Origin of the sequence: Bradyrhizobium sp. KB893862 SZCCT0404 (genome assembly GCF_018130885.1) — a bacterium.
Classification (GTDB): domain Bacteria; phylum Pseudomonadota; class Alphaproteobacteria; order Rhizobiales; family Xanthobacteraceae; genus Bradyrhizobium; species Bradyrhizobium stylosanthis.
Genome location: NZ_JAFCLT010000005.1, coordinates 515206 through 533184 on the forward strand (window position 1 = coordinate 515206; position 17979 = coordinate 533184).

12 protein-coding genes and 1 tRNA gene are annotated in these 17979 nt (G+C 65.4%); all 13 read right to left on the bottom strand.

What is annotated here, in order from left to right; genetic code table 11:
- Positions 1-105 precede the first annotated feature (105 nt).
- Entirely contained in the window at positions 106-888 is a 783-nt protein-coding gene (locus JQ617_RS23080) for an alpha/beta fold hydrolase (RefSeq protein ID WP_212028261.1), read from the bottom strand.
- Between the two features lie 292 nt (positions 889-1180).
- Positions 1181-1257 (bottom strand) — tRNA-Arg (locus tag JQ617_RS23085).
- Positions 1258-1316: 59 nt separating this feature from the next.
- Entirely contained in the window at positions 1317-2372 is a 1056-nt protein-coding gene (locus JQ617_RS23090; RefSeq protein WP_212028262.1) for a sensor domain-containing diguanylate cyclase, read from the bottom strand.
- Complete coding sequence (locus JQ617_RS23095) at positions 2372-5482, bottom strand: bifunctional diguanylate cyclase/phosphodiesterase (RefSeq protein ID WP_212028263.1); 3111 nt, start codon at positions 5480-5482, stop codon at positions 2372-2374. The genes JQ617_RS23090 and JQ617_RS23095 overlap by 1 nt, the downstream gene beginning before the upstream one ends.
- Before the next feature lie 175 nt (positions 5483-5657).
- The gene (locus JQ617_RS23100; protein WP_208608612.1) at positions 5658-6743 is read right to left on the bottom strand and encodes a branched-chain amino acid ABC transporter permease; all 1086 of its coding nucleotides are present in this window, start codon (positions 6741-6743) and stop codon (positions 5658-5660) included.
- A complete protein-coding gene (locus JQ617_RS23105) occupies positions 6740-7750 on the bottom strand; it encodes a branched-chain amino acid ABC transporter permease (RefSeq protein WP_212028264.1) in 1011 nt (336 codons plus the stop codon). Before JQ617_RS23105 ends, JQ617_RS23100 begins: the two co-directional genes overlap by 4 nt.
- Positions 7747-8469, bottom strand: coding sequence for an ABC transporter ATP-binding protein (locus tag JQ617_RS23110; RefSeq protein ID WP_212028265.1), 723 nt, complete (start codon positions 8467-8469; stop codon positions 7747-7749). The genes JQ617_RS23105 and JQ617_RS23110 overlap by 4 nt, the downstream gene beginning before the upstream one ends.
- Entirely contained in the window at positions 8466-9230 is a 765-nt protein-coding gene (locus tag JQ617_RS23115) for an ABC transporter ATP-binding protein (protein WP_145657346.1), read from the bottom strand. Before JQ617_RS23115 ends, JQ617_RS23110 begins: the two co-directional genes overlap by 4 nt.
- 171 nt (positions 9231-9401) lie before the next feature.
- Positions 9402-10586 carry a substrate-binding domain-containing protein gene (locus JQ617_RS23120; protein ID WP_212028266.1) on the bottom strand — a complete coding sequence of 395 codons (1185 nt, stop codon included), beginning with the start codon at positions 10584-10586 and terminating at the stop codon, positions 9402-9404.
- Positions 10587-10691: 105 nt separating this feature from the next.
- Positions 10692-12728 (bottom strand): acyl CoA:acetate/3-ketoacid CoA transferase, encoded by a 2037-nt coding sequence (locus tag JQ617_RS23125; RefSeq protein ID WP_212028267.1) that lies wholly within the window; start codon positions 12726-12728, stop codon positions 10692-10694.
- A gap of 109 nt (positions 12729-12837) precedes the next feature.
- Positions 12838-14148, bottom strand: coding sequence for an MFS transporter (locus JQ617_RS23130; protein WP_249157372.1), 1311 nt, complete (start codon positions 14146-14148; stop codon positions 12838-12840).
- Positions 14149-14343: 195 nt separating this feature from the next.
- A complete protein-coding gene (locus JQ617_RS23135; protein WP_212028269.1) occupies positions 14344-15783 on the bottom strand; it encodes a sigma-54 interaction domain-containing protein in 1440 nt (479 codons plus the stop codon).
- 286 nt (positions 15784-16069) lie between these two features.
- A complete protein-coding gene (locus JQ617_RS23140) occupies positions 16070-17806 on the bottom strand; it encodes a putative bifunctional diguanylate cyclase/phosphodiesterase (RefSeq protein WP_212028270.1) in 1737 nt (578 codons plus the stop codon).
- Between the last annotated feature and the right edge of the window lie 173 nt (positions 17807-17979).

Genomic DNA, 17979 nt, shown 5'->3' on the forward strand with positions numbered 1-17979 from the left:
CCCAATGCTTCCGTGGCACCATGATATGGCACTCGGCGACACGCGAACATGTCCGCACGCACGTCGGACCGCCAATTGCCGTTCACTGCCCGGCCACGACAAAGCTTACTGGCCGCCCCTCACGTAGAGCGAGATGAACCGGTCGATCATCGGATTGATCTGCTCCGGCACCTCCAGCGACAGGAAATGCCCGGAGCCGACGGCCTTAGCCGTGACCAGTTGCGGGCAAAGCGCCGCGAAACGATCGAGATCCGCGAGCCGGTGGGCCGCTTCGATGTAGAGCACCGGGACCGGGCACGCCTCGGCGCACTCACGCGCCCGATGCACATCCCATGGGAATAGACTTGTGAACGTGGACACCAGCACGTGCTGTGGCGTCGCCAGAAAAGTCTGTTCGACATGCGGGCGGCATCGGTCGGTTGGCAGACAGGAGTCCGCTACAATTCTCCGCACCTCGTCCGTAAAATTCGCGCCCTTCAAACCCTCCAGATACTCGGCGAACACCGTTCCTGCCGAAGCAGGGAAGAGCACTCCTGAATCGAGCAGCACCAGGCCTGCAGGAAAGTCCGGATAGCGGGCGGCGATTTCGAGCGCCATGTTGCCACCCATGCTCTGCCCCACGATGACCGGCTTTGTAATCTGCTGGCTGTTGCAGAGAAAGACGAGATCATCGGCGAAGCCTTCGATCGAATACGCCTGTTGAGGCTTGTCGCTCTCGCCATGCCCCCGCAGCTCGGCATTCAACGCCCGACCTTGACCGGCGAAATACTCCATCTGCGGCGCGAAATGCGTGCGATCCCCACCAAGGCCATGGACGAACAGGAATTGAAGCGGTCCCGCGCCGGCGATGTCGAAGGAGAGCTGGATGCCGTCATGCGCGAGCTTCATGGGTCATCTCCATATTCACGGACACGTCCAGGCGTCTCTGACGAGGCTCAATCTAACCGGCGCCGCGCGACTGATAAAGATGGGCACGACGGGTTCGCCGCGGTGCGATCATGCTGCGGCCCACGAAGCATTCCTGCCGGAGATACGATGCGGTTCTTTGCTGCGCCGAGGCTGGCCGGAAAGGTCTTCCCTGCTCTAGGCTATGCGGTGACGAATAACGAGCCGCGGTGCGACCGACGTCGCCCGACGCAGAATTGGGAAGTTTTTTGGAGTGCCCGGTTTCGGACCGAAGTGGCGCACCCGACACGATTCGAACGTGTGACCTTTGCCTTCGGAGGGCAACGCTCTATCCAGCTGAGCTACGGGTGCAGTCGAGGGTTCATTTAGCCGATTGGCGGGGGGCGGGCAACCGCTTCCGGCGGCTTCGGTCAGGCTGATTTGCGGGCCGTCCGGCCAGGAACCTGCGCGATATCCCTTCCGAGGCCGGCGAATTCGGCGAGCAGGCGCTCGGTGCAGATGACGCGGTTGCGGCCGAGCCGTTTGGCCGCATAGAGGGCCTGGTCGGCCGCGCCGAGCAGCCGGTCGGGGCTGCCGTCGGCTTCGCCGGGAATGTGGCTGGCAACGCCGACGCTGAGGGTGACGTGGTCGCCGGCCCCGCTCGCGCCATGGGCGATCCTCAAGGCCATGACCGCGATGCGGATCTCGTCGGCGATGGCGCAGGCGGCGTCGCAGTCCATCTCCGGCAGGATCAGCGCGAACTCCTCGCCGCCATAGCGGCTGGCGAGGTCGAGCGGGCGAACCGCATGGCCGCTGACGACGGTGGCGACCGCGCGCAGGCACTCGTCGCCGCTCTGGTGGCCGTGGCGGTCGTTGAACAGCTTGAAATGATCGACGTCGACGAACAGCAGCGCCATCGGCTTCTGCGTGCGCTGCGCGCGCTCCCATTCGCTCATCAGCTGCTGGTCGAAGGCGCGGCGGTTCGCAAGGCCGGTGAGCCCGTCCTTGGTGGCGAGCTCCTTCAGCGCCATCTCGGCGCGCTTCTGGTCGGTGAGGTCGCGCAGCGTCTCCACCACCGCGATCAGGTTTCCGGCCTCGTCGTGGATGGGGCCGGCGTCGATGGCGAGATAGAGCTGGCTGCCGAGCTTCGGCATCACGCACCAGTTCTCCGCGGAGAAGCCGAGCCCGTTATGGCCGCGCGCGGCATATTCCGAATAGAATTCCGGCAGCTGCTCGGGACGATCGAGCGCGACCAGATCGGCAAGGCAGGGGCGCTTGGTCTCGTAGAAGGCCTGCCAGTGCTTGCTGGTGCCGATCACCTCGGAGGCCGCAACGCCGGTCAGCCGCTCGCAGGCCCTGTTCCAGATCACGACGCGCCGCTTCGGATCGATCACGAAGGTCGGCACCACCAGGTGCTGCATCAGCCGCACGGCGTAGGAGTCCGCGACGTCGACGGCTTTCGCCGCGATCTTGCCTGGCTTTGCCATCAGGCCACCGCCGCCACCGGCACGGTGCCGCCCGCGCCGAACAGCTTGCGCACCTCGGCGGCCGGCTTCGGCGCGCTGAACAGATAGCCCTGCATCTCCGTGCAGCCGAGGCTGCGCAGCAGCTCGCGCTGCGCCTCGGTCTCGACGCCCTCGGCGACCGTGGTCATGTTGCTGGCGGCGGCGATGTTCACCACCGCCTGCACGATCACGGGCGCGCCGCTCGTCTCGGCGATGTCGGCGACGAAGCAGCGGTCGATCTTGATCTTGTCGAACGGGAAGCGCTTCAGATAGCTCAGCGAGGAATAGCCGGTGCCGAAATCGTCGAGCGCGATGCGCACGCCGATCGCGCGAAGCTGGTGCAGGATCGAGAGCGCCGCCTCGTCGTCGCGGATCAGCACGGCCTCGGTGATCTCGAGCTCGAGCCGGCGCGGGTCAAGCCCGGAGGCGGCGAGCGCGCCCGCGATCCGCAATGCCAGCGTGTCGCATTTGAGCTGCACCGGCGAGACGTTGACCGCGACGCGGATATGCGCCGGCCAGGTCGCGGCCTCGTTGCAGGCGGTGCGCAGCACCCAGTCGCCGAGCTCGTTGATCAGGCCGGTGTCCTCGGCGATCGGAATGAACTCGACCGGTGAGACCATGCCGCGCTCGGGATGGCGCCAGCGCAGCAGCGCTTCGCAGCCGGAGACCTCGCCGGAGCGCAGATCGACCAGCGGCTGATAGTGGATCTCGAAGCCGCCATTGACCAGCGCCTGGCGCAGATCCTGCTCCAGGGTCAGGCGCGCCTTGGCGCTCGCGTCCATCTCGGGCTCGAAGAAGCGGTGGGTGCGGCGGCCCGAAGCCTTGGCGCCGTACATCGCAAGGTCGGCGTTCTTGATGAGCTGGTCGAGATCGGCGCCGTCCTGCGGCGCCAGCGCGATGCCGATGCTGGCGTCGGTGGAGAGCTGGTGGCCGAGACAATGATAGGGCTGGCGGATCGCCTCGTAGATGCGCGTGACAAAGGACAGCACGTCGGCGGAGGACCGCACCCCGGTCTGGATCACCGCGAATTCGTCGCCGCCGAGCCGTGCGATCAGGTCGCCCGATTTGAGGCAGCCGCGCAGGCGGGTCGCGATCGCCTTCAGCAGCTCGTCGCCGACGTGATGGCCGAGCGAATCGTTGATACCCTTGAACTCGTCCACGTCGATATAGAGCAGCGCGAATTGCTCGCCGCCCGCGACCTTCGCCAGCTCGCGCTCGATCTGCTCGCGGAACAGCGTGCGGTTCGGCAGGTCGGTCAGCGCATCGTAATGCGCCATGTGCGCGATCTTCTCGTGCGCGCGCCGCCGTTCGGTGACGTCCTCGACGACGCTGATGAGGTAGCGCGGCTCGCCCGACTTGTCGGGGATCCCGATCCGGGTCGAGGTGATGTAGCGCAGCCCCTTGGTCTGGCTCTGCCAGGCATGCTCGTCCATGAACAGCCCGTTCGTGGCTTGCAGCGCCCGGCTGTCGTCCTCGTTGACGATCCTGGCGGCGTCCGCCGGGTACATCTCGGAAGGGGTCTTGCCGACGATGTCCTCGCGCGATTGGCCGAACTGCTCCTCGGCGGTCCGGTTGACCAGCAGATATTGCCGCGTCCGGGCGTCCTTCACCGTGATCTGCGAGGGAATGTGATCGATGATCTCGCGCAGGAACATGTAGTTGCGGTCGCGTTCCTGCTCCAGATTGCGCCGCTCGGTGATCTCCTCGATCGTGGCGACCCATCCGCCCTGCGCGAGCGGGGTGTTGATGACCTGGAAGGCGCGGCCGTTGGGCAGCTCGTGGATCCTGGTGGAGACCGTGCCCTCGGCGACGACGCGCATCACGTCGGCGCAGAACGATTCGACGTCGCCGCCGAACGCGTCGCGGTCCTTGCGATGCTGCATGGCCTCGCGGATATGGCAGCCGGGCTTGATGACGTCATGGGACAGGCCGAACATGTCGGCATAGCGGCGATTGCAGGTGACGATGTAGCCGTTCGCGTCGTACAGGATCAGGCCCTGCGACATGTTGTTGAGGGCGGTGTCGAGCCGCAGGCGCTCCGCCTCGATCCGCTGCTGGGCCTCGCGGTTCTGCCGGTGGATCTGCCGGATGATCAGATAGAGGATCAGCGCGATCACCGTGGCCGAGAGCGCGGCCGTCGTGACCATGAAGCCGGTCTGCTGCCGCCAGTCGGCAAGCGCGGCATCCGTTTTGTTGGTGGCGACGATGATGAGGGGGAAATGCTTCAGCGAGGCGGCCGAGCCGAGGCGATCCTCGCCGTCGATCGGTCCCTTGACGCGGAGCGTGTGCCGGCCGCCGTCGCTCAGCATCTTGCGCATGAGCGGCGCGTCCTTGAAATTCCTGCCGATCAGCTCTTCGACATGCGGGTAGCGCGCCAGCATCTTGCCTTCGCGGTCGAACAGCGAGATCGCCGTGCCCTCGGCAAGCGCCACGGATGCGAAGTAGCTCTGGTAGCTGTCCGGATCGATCCGCCGGACCATCGCGCCGAGGAAGGTGCCGTCGGCACCGCTCAGCCGCCGCGCGACGATCGTGGTCCATTTGCCGATGATGAAGCTGCGGACGGACTCCAGCAGCACCGGCTCGGACATCGGGTCGGACTTGAGTGTCTGGAAGTAGGTGCGTGAGGACACGCTGATCTTGGGCAGCGGCTGGCTCCGCGACCAGTTGATCAACTCGCCGTCGGCGTCGTAGATCGCGATGTCGCCGAGGTAGGAGACGGAGCTGATCTTGCTGCGCAGCATCTGGTTCGCGGCCGGCCCCGACATGCGCTCGCGGAACATCTGGGCCGAGGTGATCTCCGGCAGGTTCATCTGCCCGATCAGGTCGGCGGCGACGACGTCGGAATCGACGAACTGCTGGTCGAAGTGCCGCGCGATCAGCTGCACCGTGTTTTCCAGCTCCCGCTCGCGATTGGTCAGCGTACGCTCGCGAAACTCGCCGACGGCCATGGCGGTCACGGCGAAGATCCCGGCGACCAGCAGCACGCCGCAGAGGGTCAGCCACAGCACGGGTCCACGGCGAATCGCTGCCTCCCAGCCGCCTCTGGCGACTAGGGATATTCCCGCTGCGATCCTTGCAAAGACCCGACGCATTCCCCCCTCCCTGGAGGGACATGAATACACCCCACAAATGGCGCAAACCTTAGGAAAACCAGTTACCTAAGCATTAATCCGGTTGCACGGGGACGCGCTTATGCAGCGGGGCGGGAATCACGCGCCGGTTGTGCGATGCGTGCAGTGATCGCTGCATTGCATCGTTAACCGGAGCTTAATGCGAGGCGCCCTTGCTCTTGTCGCCGCCGCCACTGCGCAGGCGGCCGACCACGCCGGTCGGAAAGAAGTAGACGCTGGCGATGAAGAGCAGCCCGAGCCACAGCAGCCAGCGATCGGGATGCAGCAGCCCCGGCAGCAGCGGTAGGCCGGCTTCGCTCGCCGCCTTCGAGGCGACGCCCATCAGCGACTGCAGATAGTTCTGCGCGAGGATGAAGATGGTGGCGCCGATGATGGCGCCATAGATCGTGCCCATGCCGCCGATCACGACCATCAGCAGGATGTCCAGCATGATGGAGAAGCTCAGCGAGGTGTCGGGACCCGCATAGCGCAGCCACAATGCATTCAGGATGCCGGCGCCGGCGGCAACCAGCGCCGCGAGGCAATTGGCGTAGGTCAGGTGGAACACGGTGCGAAAGCCGAGCGCCTCGGCGCGAAAACGATTCTCGCGGATCGCCTGCAGCACGCGTCCGAACGGCGAGTTCACGACGCGCAGCAAACCGAGGATCATCAGCGCCGAGATCGCGAACACCAGGTAGAAGGTCAGGATGCGGCCGTTGATCTCGAAGCCGAACAGGTTCTTGGAAATCAGCACCGTGCCGGGGCGGAGCAGTTCGGGCAGCTGGAAGCTGCGGCCGTCCTCGCCGCCGGTCAGCCAGGACAGCTGCGAGGCCAGCACCTGGAAGGCGGAGGCGACCGCGAGCGTGATCATGGCAAAGAAGATCGCGGCGACGCGCAGCGAGAACAGGCCGATGGCGAGCGCAAGCAGCGCGGCGAGCGGCAGGCCGGCGACGATGCCGGTTGCGACCGCCGCCCAGTTCGGCCCCATGCCGTACAGCGCGATCGCGATGGCGTAGCTGCCGATGCCGTAGAACATGGTGTGCGCGAACGACACCGAGCCGGTGTAGCCGAGCAGCAGGTCGTAGGACGCGACCAGCGCGGCGAAGACGCAGATCTTGGCCGCGACGTTCAGCGCCTTGGCGCCCGGAAACAGGAACGGCGTCGCCGCCAGCGCCAGGATGATGACGAGGAGAACAAGCGTGAGGACGCGGCTCTTCGGCGGATCGCCCGAAAGAATCATCATCGACTGGTCACCGCATAGAGGCCGCGCGGCCGCCACATCAGAATGGCGACCATCAGCAGGATGTTGGAGACGAGGGCGAGTTTCGGCACCAGGAAGCCGCCGTAATTGGCGACCATGGCGACGAGGATCGCGCCGATGAAGCAGCCGCCGATCGAGCCGAGGCCGCCGATGATGACGACGATGAAGATCAGCACGGTGAGGTCGTCGCTCATGGAGGCGTGGACCTGCTCGCGATAGAGCGCCCACATTACGCCGCCGAGGCCGGCGAGCGCCGAGCCCGTCATGAACACGCCGAGGAACAGCCGGCGGATGCGATAGCCGAGCGCCTCGACCATCTCGCGGTTCTCGACGCCGGCGCGGATCAAAAGGCCGAGCTTGGTGCGGTTGAGCACGAGCTGGATCGCGATGAAGACGGCGAGCCCGATCAGCATCGCCAGCACGCGGTATTTGGCGATCGCGACGTCGCCGAGGATGAACGAGCCGCGCAGCGAGGCCGGCAGCGGCATCGGGATGATCTGCGGTCCCCACAGCGCATAGAGCGTCTGCTCGGCGACGATGAGCCCGCCCGTCGTCATCAGGATCTGCTTCAGGTGCTGGCCGTAGACCGGCAGGATCAGCACGCGCTCGACGACCAGGCCAAGCGCGCCCGACACGGCCATCGACAGCAGCGCGGCCGGGGCCAATACCGCGAGATTCATCCAGAGCGAATCCGCCTGGATGGAGGCCGCGAACGGCGCCAGCACCAGCGTCGCGACATAGGCGCCGACGGCGATGAAGGCGCCGTGGCCGAAATTCAGCACGTCCATCAGGCCGAACACCAGCGTCAGGCCCGAGGCCATGATGAAGATCATCATGCCCATCGCGAGGCTCGCCGCGGTCAGCGTCAGCCAGGAGGAGGTCGATCCGATCAGCGGGATCATCAGCAGCGCGACCGCGATCGGCAGCAGGATCGGCGCGATATCGCGCTTCGGCTTCGGCAGCGGATCGTTTGCGGCGATTTCAGTCACTGATGCGCCTCCAGGCTCAGGCCGAGCAGCCGCTCTTGCAGCGGCACGTCGGCGGCGAGCGCCGCCATCTCGCCGCGGTGGACGATTTTTCCGTTGTCCATGACGAGCACGTTGTCGCCGAGCTCGCGGGCGGCAAAGAAATTCTGCTCGACCAGGAGGATCGTGGCGCCCTTGCGCTTGATCTCCTTCAGGCACTCGATCAGAGCCATCACGATGGCGGGTGCCAGGCCCTTGGTCGGCTCGTCGATCAGCAGCAGTTTTCGCGGTTCGACGATCGCGCGGGCGATGGACAGCATCTGCTTCTGTCCGCCCGAGAGGCTTCCCGCGCGCGACAGCCAGAACCGGCGCAGCGCCGGGAAGAAACCAAAAATCCATTCCAGCTGCTTGTCGTCCATCGGCGCGTCGCGGGCGGCGAGGACGAGGTTCTCCTTCACCGTGAGGTCGGAGAACACCGCCATGCTCTCCGGCACATAGCCGACGCCGAGCCGGGCGATGTCGGGCGTGGCGCGGCTTTCGATGCGCTCGCCTGCGAGGCTGATCTCGCCCGACGAGGCCTGCCACAGGCCCATGATGGTGCGCAGCGTGGTGGTCTTGCCGGCCCCGTTGCGGCCGAGCAGCATCGTGACCTGTCCCTGGGGGACTGCGAGGTCGATGCCCTGGAGGATGTGATAGCGGCCGATATGGGTGTGTACGCCGGAGAGCTTCAGGAGATCGGTCATGCGGCACTCTTCGGTGCGACGCCGAGATAGGCTTCCTGCACGATCGGCGAGGCGATCACCTCGGCCGGCGGGCCGTCGGCGACGAGTTGCCCGTTATGCAGCACGATGATGCGGTCGGCGAGCGAGCGCACCACATCCATCTTGTGCTCGACCAGAAGGATGATCTTGCTCCTGTCCTGCTTGAGCTGTGCGATCAGGTTGAGGACAACAGGGACCTCGTCGATGCTCATGCCGGCGGTCGGCTCGTCGAACATGAAGACCTTCGGCTCCAGCGCGATCATCAGGGCGACCTCGAGCTTGCGCTGGTCGCCGTGCGACAGCGCGGTCGCGGCGACGCCGCGGCGATTGCCGAGCGCGACCTGGTCGAGGATGGCGTCGGCGCGCGCGATCAGGTCGCGTCGGACCATCCACGGCCGCAGCATGTCGTAATGGGTGCCATCAGCCGCCTGCACCGCGAGGCGGACGTTCTCTTCGACCGTCAGGTTCGGGAAGAGATTCGTCAGCTGGAACGCGCGTCCGAGGCCCGCACGAGTCCGCAGCGGCGCGGAGTGCTGGGTGATGTCGGTACCGTCGAACAGGATGCTGCCGTGTGAAGCGCGCAGCTGGCCCGAGATCAGGTTGAAATAGGTGGTCTTGCCGGCGCCGTTCGGCCCGACGATGGCGGTGAGCTCGCCCGGGCGGAACGTGCAGGTGACGTTGTTGACCGCGACATGGCCGCCGAAGCGGATGGTGAGGTCGCGGGTTTCGAGGGTGAGCGTCATGGGAGGTCGAGTAAATTGATGAGAGGAAGATGTATCCGCGGATCAAGCTGCGCCCCCTCCCCCGCTTGCGGGGGAGGGTAGGGGAGAGGGTGTCTCCGCCGGCGAGAGCCCCCAAGAGGTGAGAGCCCTCTCCCGGCCTCTCCCGCAAGCGGGAGAGGTGAAGCAAGGCACCTACCGCTTGTTCTTGACGGGAACGTCCATGTCCTCGATCTTCAGCTCGCGCACCGGCTCGAGCACGGCCCAGGCGACGTTCGGATCGACCTTGACCTTGAAGTGATACATGCTCTGCAGCGCCTGATGGTCCTCTTTCCGGAACACCATCTTGCCCTTCGGCGTATCGAACTCCATGCCCTCCATCGCGGTGATCAGCTTCTCGGTGTCGGTCGACTTCGCCTTGGTGACGGCGGCGACGACGGACATCGCAGCGGCGAAGCCGCCCGCGGTGAAGAAGTCCGGCGGCGCGTTGAAGCGCTTCTGGTGCTCGGCGACGAACCAGTCGTTCACCGGGTTCTTCGGAATGTCATAGTAGTAGTAGGTCGCGCCTTCCATGCCGGGCAGGCCCTTGTAGGCTGCGAGCGCCGGCAGGATGTTGCCGCCGGTGGAAAGCTCGATGCCGTAACGCTTCGGGTCCATGTCCTGGAGTTTTGCCAGCGGATTGCCGGCGCCGGCCCAGATCACCCAGATCACCTTGCGGCCGGGCTTCTCCTTCAGCGCGTCGAACAGGCGCTGGCCGACGGCGGTGAAGTCGGTGGTCGAGGTCGGGGCATATTCTTCCGCAGCGAGCGTCGCGCCGGTCTTGGCGAGCGCGTCCTTGAACGCGGCGACGCCGTCGCGGCCGAACGCATAGTCCTGCGCCAGCGTCGCGACGGTGACGCCCTGCTTGCCGATCGCGACCGCGTTGGAGATCGCGTCCTGCGACGAGTTGCGCGCGGTACGGAAGATGTAGCGATTCCACTTCTCGCCGGTAATCTGGTCCGCGACCGCGGGCTCGACGATCAGGATCTTCTTGTTCTCTTCGGCGACGGGGAGGATCGCCAGCGCCGCGGCCGACGAGGTCGTGCCGATCGCGATGTCGGCCTTGTCGTCCTGATACGCTTCGGCGAGCGCGGCCTTCGACAGGTCCGGCTTGCCCTGGTCGTCCTTGGTGATGACGACGATCTTGCGGCCGTCGAGCGTCATGGTGCCCTTGGTGGCGTATTCGAAGCCCATCTGCAGGCCGGTCTCGGTCTGCTTGGCGTAGGCTTCCAGCGGGCCGGTCTTGCCGTAGATCAGCGCGACCTTGAGGTCGTCGGCCCGCGCGGAGGTGCTCGCGGCGAGGGCGAGGATGGTTGTTGTTATGATGAATGATCGACGCACGATGGTCCCTCCTGATTCAAAGTTTCTCGGCAACAGCGATTTGCACAACGCTACGAACATTGCAATTGAACCTCCGGCCGAACGAGTCGGCCTTTCGAGCATGCATCATTTTTGGGCTTGCCGCGTGGTGCGCGATACGTCGGCTCCCTCGGCCTGACGCCGATCCGACTGCGCTTCCTCCGCGCTCTCGAAGATATGCGGCGCGACGCCGCGCCTCTCCAGGGCTTCGCCGAGCTTGATGCGCAGGAAGCCCGACGTGGTGTAGCGCGAGACGCCGGAATAGAAGCGGTCGACCAGGCTGCGCACCATGGCCGAGTAATCGTCCATCAGTTCCGGCAGGATCGTGAAGTTGTCATAATTGACGATGGCGTAGACCCTGCGGCCGAGCGGCGCGAGCTTTGCCTCGACGATCTCAGCGATGGTGTCGATCTCCGCCTTGCTGCGCAGCGGATAGCGTTCCAGATTGACGAAGAACATGTTCTGCTGCTCGTCCAGCGTGAAGCGCTGGTCGAGCGGGATGGTGAGCAGGCGCTCGCGCAGCTCCATCAGGCCGTCGCCGAAGATGCGGGCGTCCATCAGCGCGGGATCGCGCGGGATCAGCGGCTTGAAATCCATCAGGCGCAGGATGTCGCGCTCGATGTCGATGCCAGGCGCGATCTCCGTGAGCTCGAGCCCGTCGGGCCTGAGTTCGAACACGCAGCGCTCCGTGACATAGAGCGTGCGCTGCCGGCGCGCGGCGGCGAACGGTCCGCTGAAGGTGACGTGTTCGACCTTGTCGACGAATTTGCGCGATTTCGCCTCGTCGAGAATGACGAGCTTGCCGTCATTCACTGCGATGCGCTGACGGCCCGCGCCGAAGGTGCCGACGAAGACGACCTCCTTGGCATTCTGGCTGATGTTGATGAAGCCGCCGGCGCCCGCAAGCTTGGGCCCGAACTTGCTGACATTGAGGTTGCCGGCGCGGTCGACCTGGGCGAGCCCGAGGAAAGCGGCATCGAGGCCGCCGCCGTCGTAGAAGTCGAACTGGTAGGGCTGGTCGATCACCGCCTGGGTGTTGATCGCCGCGCCGAAATCGATGCCGCTCGCCGGGATGCCGCCGATCACCCCCGGCTCCGCCGTCAAGGTGATGAGGTCGATGATCCGCTCTTCGTTGGCGACCGAGGCGATGCCCTCGGGCATGCCGATGCCGAGATTGACGACGCTGTTGGCCTTGAGCTCGAGAGCGGCGCGACGGGCGATGATCTTGCGCTCGCTGACCGGCATCACGGGCAGGGAAGCTGCGCGGACGCGGATCTCGCTGCTGAAGGCCGGATTATATTGTGTGCCGAAGGTCTGCCAGTGGTTCTCGGGCCTCGCCACCACGACGCAATCGACGAGGATGCCGGGAATCTTGACCTGGCGCGGATTGAGGCTGCCGCTCTCGGCGACGCGCTCGACCTGGGCGATGACGATGCCGCCGGAATTATGCGCCGCCATGGCGATGGCGAGCGCCTCCAGCGTCAGCGCCTCCTTCTCCATGGTGAGATTGCCGTCGGGATCGCCGGTCGTGGCGCGGATGATCCCGACCTGGATCGGGAACGTCCTGTAGAGCAGGCACTCCTCGCCGCGCAGCGTGATCAGCTCGACCATGTCCTCGGTGGTGCGCGCGTTCAGCTTGCCGCCGCCGTGCCGGGGATCGACGAAGGTGCCCATGCCGACGCGGGTGATGTGGCCGGGCCGGCGTGCCGCGATGTCGCGGAACAGATGCGTGATCACGCCCTGCGGCAGATTATAGGCCTCGATCTGGTTGGCGATCGCGAGCTGCTGCAGTTTCGGCGCAAGGCCCCAATGCCCGCCGATCACGCGGCGGACCAGGCCCTCATGCGCGAAATGATTGAGGCCGCGGTGCTTGCCGTCGCCCTGGCCCGCCGCATAGACCAGCGTCAAATTGCGCGGCTTGCCTTGCGTGTAGGGCGCATCGCCCTCGTTGGAGAGATAGAGCTCCTCCAGCGCGATCGCGATCTCCTCGGCAAAGCCGATGCCGACGAAGCCGCCGGTCGCCACCGTGTCGCCGTCGCGGATCAGCATGACGGCCTCGGCCGCCGAGACGACCTTGCCCTTCTCGGAGTTCCGCAAGTAAGGCAGAGCTGGGTGCTGGCTCACGGCGTTCCTCCCGATCCCTGGACCGCATGCCGTTGTTGTCGTCGATCATATCGCGAGGAGCGGCCCTGGAACAGGTTGCTCCTCGCGATTGGGTGCAGCATCAGGACAGTCAGGACTGCACTATCTTGCGTGTTTCCGTGGCGAAATAGACCGACACGATGGTGATGATCGCGAGCGCGATCATGTAGAGCGAGATCGGCCAGGTCGCCGGCGCATAGGCCGTCATCAGGCCCGTCGCGATCAGCGGCGACAGCGCGCCGGCGAAGATCGAGGCGAGGTTGTAGCCGAGCGAGACGCCGCTATAGCGCACCTTGGTGCCGAACAGCTCCGACAGGAAGCTCGCCTGCGGCCCGTACATCGCGGCATGGCCGATGGCGAGGCCCAGCACGATCGCGATCCAGGCATATTGCGGGTTCTTGGTCGCAAGCAGCATGAACAGCGGGAACGACATCAGCGCCGAGAACACCGCGCCGAAGATGTAGACCGGCCGCCGCCCGACCTTGTCGGAGAGCGCGCCGAAAGCGGGGATGGTGAATGTCTCGATCGCCGCGCCGATCAGCACGCCGTTGAGCATGTCCTGCTTGTTCATGCCGAGCGACTGCGTGGCATAGGCGAGCACGAAGGTCGCGTAGATGTAGAAGAAGCCGTTCTCGGCGAAGCGCGCGCCCATCGCGAGCAGGATGTTCTTGGGATACATCCTGATCGCCTCGAGGATCGGCATCTTCACCTCCTGCTTGGTGTCCTTGACCTTCTGGAACTCCGGCGATTCCGCGATGGTGAAGCGGATCCACAGGCCGACCAGCACCAGCGCGATCGAGAACAGGAACGGGATACGCCAGCCCCAGGCGTAGAGCTGCGCGTCGGTCAGCATCGCCGACACCACCGAGAACACCAGCGTTCCGAGCACGAGGCCGAGCGGCGCCCCGAGCTGCGGCCAGCTGCCGTAGAAGCCTTTCTTGTCCGCGGGCGCGTGCTCGACCGCCATCAGCACCGCGCCGCCCCATTCGCCGCCGAGGCCGAAGCCCTGGATCAGCCGGCAGGCGACAAGCAGGATCGCGGCCCAGATGCCGGCGGTTTCATATGTCGGCAGGAAGCCGATCGCCGCGGTCGCCGCGCCCATGATCAGCAGCGTCAGATAGAGCATGGTCTTGCGGCCGATCTTGTCGCCGTAGTGACCGAACACGACGCCGCCGAGCGGGCGCGCGATGAAGCCGAGCGCGTAGGTCGCGAACGCCAGCAGCGTTCCCATCATGGGGTCGAAGGTCGGAAAGAACAGCTTGTTGAAGATCAGCGCCGCGGCGGTGCCGTAGAGGAAGAAGTCGTACCACTCGATCGCCGTGCCGATCAGGCTCGCGGTGGCGACCGTGACGTGCGAGGGCTGTCTCGTCTGAAGCTGATGGACCGAGATCGCTTCACTCATCTTGCGTCCTCCCTGGTTGCGAATGCGCGTGTGCAGCACGCGTCATTGTGCAAAGCGAAGAGCAAGCTCCGCGCCAGATGCCACGGGTTTGCGCAAAATGCCGGAAAACACAGCAGATTCAGCGAAACGGCGCGCGACGACGCGCAAAATGCCGTGTCAGGAATCCGAGACTCCGGACAGTTCGAGTCTCGAAACTCAGACGGCGGCGGGTCCCGCGGCGAGGCCGAACTTGGCGAGCTTCTTGTAGAAGGTGGCGCGCGAGATCTGCAGCATCCTGGCGGCCTCGGTGATCTGGCCGTTGCTGGCGGCGAGCGCCTGCTCGAGCGTGTGCTTCTCGAACTCGGCCTCCGCCTCGGCATAGGGCACGACGAGACCGGCCGGCCGCACCGGTGCCGCCGGCCTGATGTCGGTGCCGACGGGGAGGATGCGGACGAAATCGTCGCCGGTCAGCCGTCCGGAATCGCTGAGGATCAGCGCGCGCTCGAGGATGTTGCGGAGCTCGCGGACATTGCCCGGCCAGTCGTAGCGGGCGAGCGCGGCCAGCGCGCTCGGCGTGATCTTCGCCTTGAAATAGTCGCCGGAGGCGCTGATGTCGTCGAGCAGCCGGGTGCAGATGTCGGGGAGATCGTCCAGGCACTGGCGCAGCGGCGGCAGGTCCACCGAGAGCACGTTGAGGCGGTAATAGAGATCCGGCCGGAATGCGCCGTCGCTGACGCGCTTGCGCAAATCGACATTGGTCGCGGCGATGACACGGACGTCGACCTTGCTGATCTTGTCCGAGCCGAGCGGCTCGATCTCGCGCTCCTGCAGCACGCGGAGCAGCTTGGCCTGGAGCTGCAGCGGCATCTCGCCGATCTCGTCGAGGAACAGCGTGCCGCCGTCGGCGATGCGGAATTTTCCCTCGCGCCCCCTGCGGTCGGCGCCGGTATAGGCGCCGGGCGCGGTTCCGAAGAATTCGGACTCGATCAAGGTCTCGGGGATCGCAGCGACGTTGACGCTGACGAACGGCTTGTCCGCGCGCGAGGAGGCATTGTGGATCGCCTGCGCCAGCATCTCCTTGCCCGTGCCGGTCTCGCCGGTGAGCAGCACGGTGACGCTCTGCCGCGCCGCGCGGCCGGCGAGCTCCTTGGCTTGCGCGATGGCGGGCGTGGTGCCGACGAAATCGGCGAAGGTGAAGCGCGCCGCGCGGGCGTTGGACAGTTGCCGCCGCGCCAGCCGCAGATCGCTCTCGAGCTGGGTGACGCGGGCGAGCAGCGGCTTCAGGCTCTCCAGATGGTCGTAGAGCGTGAAGCCGATCGCGCCGATGACCTTTCGGTTCTCGTCCTCGATCGGCATGCGCGTCACCACGAGCTGCTCGCCGCCGAGCTCCATGATGTCGAGCAGGATCGGCTCGCCGGTCTCGGCGACCTTCCGCATCAGGCTGTTCGGGATGATCTCCTCGATCGGCCGGCCGAGCGCTTCCGCGGTGTGCGTGAGGCCCAGCGAGGAAAGATATTTCTCGTTGACGTAGACGACGCGCCCACCGCGGTCGATCGCGATCGCGCCCTCGCAGAGGTTCTCCAGCCGTTCGAACAGCGTCTCCATCGCGCGCGCACGGAGATAGGCGGGATCGCTGATGGAGGAAGGGATCGACATGGCGTGCCTCGCGGGAAGCCCGCCTGTGTATTACCAAAAGGGCAGCGATTTCAAAGGGGGAATCAACACGATGGAGTTAATGCCGGTATCTTGTCGCCCGTAATCCATCCCCGTCACCCTGAGGTGCGAGCGCAGCGAGCCTCGAAGGGCGACGGCCCGGCCGGCATCTCGGCCGTACATCCTTCGAGGCTCCCGGCGCGATGCTTTGCATCGCGCCACTCGCGCCTCCAGCGACGAGCGCTACGCGCTCGCGCGGGGATGACGGAACGTAGATTTTGGAGCCTGCCTACCTGCGATACGCGCTCGCGCGCGAATAGCCCTGGCGGTTCTGCTGCATCGGGCGGCTGGCGACGCCGGGGCGGGATTCGCTGGAGACCGGCGTTGCCAGCTTCAGCTCCTCCAGGAAGATCGGCCGCGAGAAATAATAGCCCTGCGCGTAGCGGATCTTGGTCGCGGCCTGCAGGTAGGCCAGCTCCTCGTAGGATTCGAGGCCTTCGGCGATCACGGTCATGCCGAGCGCCTCGCTCAGGGATTCGATCGCGCGCAAAATGCCCTGGCTGCGCGGGCGCTTATGGATGTCGGTGATGAAGGAGCGGTCGATCTTGATCTCGTCGGCGGTGATGTCGGCGAGCGCGGAGAGCGAGGAATAGCCGGTGCCGAAATCGTCGATCGAGATGCCGACGCCGAGCTTGCGGAACATCGGCAGGATCTCGGACTGGAAATGATTCTTGGCGACGAAGGCGTCCTCGGTCAACTCGATCATGAAACGCTGCGGAAAGCCGGTATGGTCCAGCGCCTGCGCGAAGCTGCGCATGAACTCGGGATTGCCGGCCTGCTTGGCGGCGACGTTGATGCTGATGGTCGCTTCCGCGCCGAAGGTGCCGTTGATCAGGTCGATCGACTTGACGATCTCGGCGAGCACCAGATGAGTCAGCTCGTCGATCAGCCCAAGTTCGCCGGCGAGGTTGATGAACGAGCCGGGCGCCTGGATCACGCCTTCGTCGTCGCGCAGGCGCACCAGGGCCTCGATACCCTTCACGGCCTGGGTGCGGATGTCGACCTTGGACTGGAACGCGCAGCAGAAGCGCTTCTCCAGGATGGCGAGCCGCAGAGACTGCTCGATCTTGGTGCGCGCCAGCGCCTCGCGCTCCATGCTGGCGTCGAAGAACGCGGCCAGTCCCTTGCCGTTGTTCTTGATGCGATACATCGCGATGTCGGCGTTCTGCCGCAGCGTCTCGAAGCTGCGGCCGTGGTCGGGATAGAGGCTGATGCCGACCGAGGTCGAGGCGAAGACTTCCGAATGATCGATGAAGAACGGCGCGGTCAGCCGCTCCAGCGTCGATTGCATGAACTCGGCCACTTCCTCCTGGCTCTGGATCGGCGAGAGCAGCAGCAGGAATTCGTCGCCGGAGATGCGCGACAGCATGTCGGAATCACGCAGGTCCCGCCCGAGCCGCTTCGACAGCTCGACGAGCAGCGCGTCCCCGACGGCGTGGCCGTAATAGTCGTTGATGTGCTTGAAATTGTCGACGTCGAGAAAGGCGAGCGCGAAGGGCTCGCTGCCGCCATCGCGCGCCAGCAGGCTGTTTGCGCGATGCTCGATCACGCGGCGCGAGGGCAGGCCGGTCAGCTCGTCGAAATAGGCCGAGCGAAACAGCTGGTCCTCGAAGTTCTTCTGCTCGGTGATGTCGGAGGAGGCCGAGATCAGGAGCTCGCGTCCGCCGAGGCTGACCGGACGATGGGTGGTGAGCAGCACCTGGCGCGCGGCGCCCTCGTGCAGGGCTTCCTCGGTGACGACGGCCTGGCCGGCGCTCAGCGCCTGGCGGCAGGCTTCGCGGCGCGGCGCCAGATCCGGCGAGGGACGGCTGCCGTCCATGCCGAGTTGGGCGGCGGCGGCATCGTTAACCAGCAGAAGCTGTCCTTGCGCATCCTGCACGGTCAGGCCGGCAGGCAGCATTCTAACGATTTCCTTGAGGAATCCGAGTTCGGCTTCGCTCGCGCCGGAATATTTGTTGTCGTTCATAGAAGTCATGAATCTTGTTGTTTCAGCGCGCCTTTGCAATGCACGCGATCATGCGCAGTTCCCTCTTAAGTTTGGTTAAGGGGTCCGGAGAAATACGGGGGTGTTTTGCGTCGATCCGACGCGCGCAGAAAATCGTCATTAACAGAGGGTCAACGCGGCAAGCGAAACTGCGC